The organism is uncultured Abyssibacter sp., assembly GCF_964000955.1.
GTDB lineage: Bacteria > Pseudomonadota > Gammaproteobacteria > Nevskiales > OUC007 > Abyssibacter.
Genome location: NZ_CAXFCL010000171.1, coordinates 1 through 5,202, shown reverse-complemented (window position 1 = coordinate 5,202; position 5,202 = coordinate 1). Strand labels below are relative to the sequence as shown.

Below are 5,202 nucleotides of genomic sequence, written 5' to 3'. Positions count from 1 at the left end.
CCAGGCAAGGCGCGAGGAGCGAGGTTTGGTCATTCCAAATGAACGACGAGCAACGCCGCATGGCCTGTTTTCAGGCGGCAACTTGGCGGCGTGAATCAATCAGTGCTCCCCTAGAGCGATGCGAGAAAGCGAATGACCTGACGGCGCTGCCGCGCGGGCAGATCGGCCCAGCGGAGGCGCGCGGCTTCGGCGTCACCTCCGTGCCACAGAATCGCCTCGATCAGCGTCCTGGCGCGACCGTCATGAAGAAATCCCGCCTGTGCGCCCGACACCGTCTGCGTATGCCCGAGCCCCCACAACGGCGCGGTCCGCCAGTCACGCCCTCCAGCCTCGCCGTCGACGATGCCGTCGGCCAGATCGGGCCCCATGTCATGCAGCAGCAGGTCGGTGTACGGCCAGATCTGCTGGTCGGACAGCGCCTCCGAGTCGGGAACCCGCGCTGTCGTCCAGCTTGGCCGGTGACAGTCGGCGCAGCCGATGTCGGCGAACAGCGCCTCCCCGGCGAGCACATCGTCGCGGTCGTGGTCGCGCCGGGCGGGCGGCGCGAGATGACGGCTGTAGAACACCAGCGCCTCGGCGATCTGCGCCGACACCTCGGGATCACCGCCACTCGGCAGTTCGCGGCAACCCGTGTGGGAGTCGGTGCAGACATCCTGTTCGAACAGGTCCGAGGTCAGCCCCATGTCCACGAACAGCGCGTGCAAGACCTGCTGCTCCACCGTGGTCTGACCGGCCTTCCAACCGAAACGGGCGATCCGCGTCTCGCCGCTGCGCCGATCGGTCGCGCGGTTCAGACGCCCGCGCGGACCGTCCGGTCTGGCGAACTGCCGCCTGGCCTCGTCTTCCAGGTCCCGTTCGGCGATCGCCTCCAGCAGGCCCACGCCGATCATCGGCGGCGGCACCCGCAGTGCCAGGCGGACGTTGGATGGTTTGCCGTAGCCCCAATCCGATACGGCGATCGCTGGTGCACGCAATTCCACCCGGGTACCGTCCGGCAGGATCGATTCGGTGATCCGCCAGTCCACGACCACCCGGGCTTCCGGGGCAAGCGCGGGCACCGCGCGAGTCTGCAACTGGCTACCGTAGACCGGATGGGATCGGCCATCGAGACCAGCGATGCGAACGACCGCGGCGGTTAGCGGATCGTCGAGACTCGTTGGCGCATGTCCGCGTCCGTCGCGCAGGTGACAATCCTGGCAGGCCGCGGCGTTGAACAGCGGCCCCAGCCCGTCACGCGCCGCGGTGGACGCCGGCGCCTGCACCCAGGGCTGGGTGAAAAAGGCGTTGCCGACCGCGAACAGGCCTCGTGCCGCTGGCGCCAGATTCGCCGATGGCTGAGAAAACGCATCCAGCGCCAGATGCGTGCCCGGATGACGCGAGACATAACTGGTCTCGCCGCCAGGCAGCGCTCTGGACGGGAGGCCGTCAACGGTGGGCTCCGCATAGTGCCCGAAGCGTTGAGCCCGCGGCTCCTGCTCGGATTCGCAGGCTGGCAGCAGGACAGCCAGCAGGGCGACGGACATGGCGATCAGCAACCGGGCCTTCACGGTGCATCACCCGGCTGCGGCGCTTGCGGATTCAGCGTGCCGAGCCCCAGCGCGATCCCGAGCCGGGTCAGCAAAGCGGATTGCACGGTGAGCGCGGACGCGGCGTCGGACAGCAGCCGAGACCCCCGGAGGTTGTCCGGCGCGATGAGTTGATCGAAGCGCTCTCCGCGCTCGCCGGCGTCGAAGATGCGTTGCATGGCCTGACGGCTGGCGGCAAACGCGGCGTCCAGCGCGTCGGCCAGCTCCGGGTCCGTCGCCCGCGCGAGTTCGGCGACGCCGGGACCGGCATCATCTTCGGCGCCATCGCCGTAGTAGAAGCGCTCGATACCCAGCGTGTTGAACCACAGGGAGCGGTGGGTCTGATCGGAAAAGCAGTCTTGTTCCTCCTCCGGCGCGCGGGTGACCAGCGCGACGCGGATGCGTTCGCCGGCCAGCTCCTCGCCGGCCAGCGTCGCCAGGCCGAACAGCAGCCGGCGCAGGCCTTCGTCGGGATCGCCGTGAACGAGGCGATCACCGAAGCTTCCGGCCTGCGGTCCCCACGTCGCGGTCATTCCTTGCAAGTCGATTCGCAGCAGTTCCGTCGCGGCCGTCAGAACGACCTGGCGACGCCGGCAGTGCCGGGGCGGGGCGGGGCGCGGGCCATCGGTACAACCATCACCCGAGGCGAAATCGGTCCAGGGACGATCGCCGGCCCCCGGCCCGTTGCCGTTGAGGTCCTGGCCCCACAGCATGAACTCGATGGCGTGAAACCCCGTGGCCACGTTGGCTTCCACGTCGCTGAGCGACTGGGCGTCCAGCAGGGTGCGTCGATTCAAGGGTTCCAGGCGCAGCTGACGCCCGCCAATATCGATGGTCTCGCTGGCGATCAGATTGGCCGTTGCATGCGGGTTGGAGACCGAGGCCAGGGACGGGTCCGCGACATAGTCGAGAAATCCCTCGTCCAGCGGCCAGGCGTTGACCCGGGTTTCCCACTCGTCGACGAACCAGTGACCAAAGCGCAGGGCCTCGGTCAGCGAGTAGGCCGCCTTGGCGTTCACCCAGGCCTGACGCGCCTGTGCCAGCGTTGCCGGGTCCGGCCGTGCGGAGAGTGCCTCCACGGCCGTCTCCAGCTCCACCACCGCATTACGCGCATCGGCATAACCGCTATGAGCCAGTTCACGGTAGCGTTCCAGCACGTCCCGCACCGCAGGCCCGGGATCACGCGAACAGGCCGCGACGACGAGGACGAGCAGCAGGGCCGGACACCACCGCAACCGGCGCGGAAAGATGAACGAATGGATCAACTCGGTCCAGTGGGGAGGTCAGGTCAACCCGGGTGATTCTTGAGGGTATGGACCGCCCAGACAAGACACCGGCCGCCCACTTGGCACTGAAAGGCGCTAGTCGGTCCAGCCCAGCTCGGCGCGGGTCAGATGAAAGGTTTCCACCGGCTGGGGCGGCACGTTGCCCTCCGCGTTGTCGCCGTACCACTCGACGGTGATGGTGTCACCGAGGATCGACGCCCACATGAACCCGGAGGAGGCGCGGTAATCGGAGATGCCGTTGTCACCCTGACGCTCCTCGAAGCCGAGATTGGTCGCGGCGCGGGTTTCCGTGCGACCTCCGGCGCCGGAGACGACGAATTCAGTGCGGCCACAGGACTCCACCGGCTTGAGCCAGCGCATGTCGTGCTCGTGGCCCTGGACGTGGAACTGCACGCGGTCGCAAAGCGTTTCCTCCATCGCGGCCTTGAAGCTGGCCGTGCCGTCGCCGTAGTTGCCGTTGGAGATGTAGTTGTAGTGGCTGAAGGAGATCTTCCATCGGGCCGTGGACAGGTCGACGGCCTCGGCCAGCCATTCCCGCTGGAACGCGGTGTCGTGGGTGAGGCTGTCCAGCGGAAGCGCGCCCGAGTCGCCGTCCAGGGTGTCGCTGTCCACCGCGAACAGTTCCAGCACATCGCCCCAGCGGTGGCTGTAGTAACGCGCCGGCATGTTCCACATGTCACTGGGGCGATCCGCCCGATAGTGGTAGTCGACCTGGACGTCGCCGATCAGCGGCGTCTGCCCGGTGAAACCGTTGTCGTGATTGCCCAGCACCAGATAGAACGGAATCCCGACCGGTGCGTAGATGTCCTCGAACGCGGTGTTGAACTGCGGATCGACCACGCTGGTGGCGCCGAAGTAGTAGATGTTGTCCCCGGCGGCCATGGCGAAGTGACAGCCCAGCACGGTCTCGGAGGCCTTGGCGGCGCAGACATCCGCCACGGTCTGGCCCAACGCGGCCTGGACGGCATCCTGGGTGCCGGCGTCGCCGATGATGATGAAATTCAGCGGCACGGACGCATCGTGCGCGGTCGTCTCGGTGGTCGGCGGATGCGTGTTGATGCTGCCGGCGTTGTCAGCGATCGGCGCCGGCGTGTCGGGATTGCCACCGGTGCCACCGTCGGGCGGTGGGGTGACGGGCGATGAGCTGCCACAGGCTGACAGCAACACGAATACGGCGGCAACGACGGCCGACAGGACAAGACGCATGAGAACAGACCCCAGAAAAAAGCCGCGGGAGTCTATCCGGCGCATGTGACAGTGATGTGATGCGCGGGGGTTCCGCGTCAACCGTGGTCCGATTCAGTCGTTCAGAACGGCTTCCATGGTGATCGCGGGCTTGAGCGCCTTGGAGATCGGACAACCGCTCTTCGCCGCGTTGGCCGCCTCCATGAACTGCGCCTCGGATGCACCGGGCACCTTGGCGGACACGTCGAGGTGGATCATCGTCACTGCGAACGCCCCGTCCACCTGTTCCAGTGTCACGGTGGCCTTCGTCTCGATGTAGTCAGGTGTCAGATCAGCCTGGCTGAGAATCATCGACAACGCCATGGAGTAGCAGCCGGCGTGGGCGGCGCCGATCAGCTCCTCCGGGTTCGTGCCCTTGCCGTCCTCGAAACGGGTTCCGAAAGAGTAGCGGGTATCGTCCAGCACGCCGCTCTGCGTCGAAATCGTCCCGTTTCCATCCTTGAGGCCGCCGTTCCAGCGTGCGGTTGCCAAGCGTTTCATGCTAACTCCTTGTCGTCGAAACCGGAGAGCTGTCGGCGTCATGCGGCGCCGGCAGCTCTCCAATTGCGACTACTGAAGAGCCGGCGGGTTCACTGGGCGGGCTCCTGATCGCCGTCGGATTGCGGCCCGGCGTCCTCCACCATCCGTCCATGGCGGCCGTCACCGGCGGTGAATCGTCGTGCTCCGGCCAACGTCTCTCCGGATGCCAGGGTGTCGAGACCGAGTTCAAACTCACGCCGCAGCGCGTCGCTCTCGGTTAGTCCCCATTGATCCAGGACACTGTGTCGATCGTTGCGCATGCAATGCTGCGGGAGCCGGGAGAGCGATTCCGCAAGTTCCAGTGACGCACGACGGGCCTGGCCCGTCGGCACCAGCCGGTTCGCCAGCCCCCAGTCGAAGGCCTCACGGGCATCGACGGCACGCCCGGTGAGAATCATGTCCATCGCACGGCTCTGGCCGATCAGCCGCGGCAGCCGCACGGTGCCACCGTCGATCAAGGGCACGCCGAAACGCCGGCAGAACACGCCGAATACCGCGGTTTCCGAGGCCACGCGCAAGTCGCACCACAGGGCGAGTTCGAGACCGCCCGCGACGGCGTGGCCCTCGACGGCGGCGATCACCGGCTT

5 protein-coding genes are annotated in these 5,202 nt (G+C 67.0%); all 5 read right to left on the bottom strand.

Features of this window, described 5'->3' with window-relative positions:
- Window positions 1-110: 110 nt before the first annotated feature.
- Window positions 111-1,547, bottom strand: a complete 1,437-nt coding sequence (locus tag ABNS06_RS08300; RefSeq protein ID WP_348673823.1) for a di-heme oxidoredictase family protein — start codon at window positions 1,545-1,547, stop codon at window positions 111-113.
- Complete coding sequence (locus tag ABNS06_RS08295; RefSeq protein WP_348673822.1) at window positions 1,544-2,830, bottom strand: imelysin family protein; 1,287 nt, start codon at window positions 2,828-2,830, stop codon at window positions 1,544-1,546. Before ABNS06_RS08295 ends, ABNS06_RS08300 begins: the two co-directional genes overlap by 4 nt.
- Before the next feature lie 96 nt (window positions 2,831-2,926).
- Window positions 2,927-4,057, bottom strand: coding sequence for a metallophosphoesterase (locus tag ABNS06_RS08290; RefSeq protein WP_348673820.1), 1,131 nt, complete (start codon window positions 4,055-4,057; stop codon window positions 2,927-2,929).
- Window positions 4,058-4,150: 93 nt separating this feature from the next.
- Window positions 4,151-4,576 (bottom strand): OsmC family protein, encoded by a 426-nt coding sequence (locus tag ABNS06_RS08285; protein ID WP_348673818.1) that lies wholly within the window; start codon window positions 4,574-4,576, stop codon window positions 4,151-4,153.
- An 89-nt stretch (window positions 4,577-4,665) separates the two neighbouring features.
- The coding region (locus ABNS06_RS08280) for a crotonase/enoyl-CoA hydratase family protein (RefSeq protein ID WP_348673817.1) at window positions 4,666-5,202 on the bottom strand (537 nt) is incomplete at its 5' end.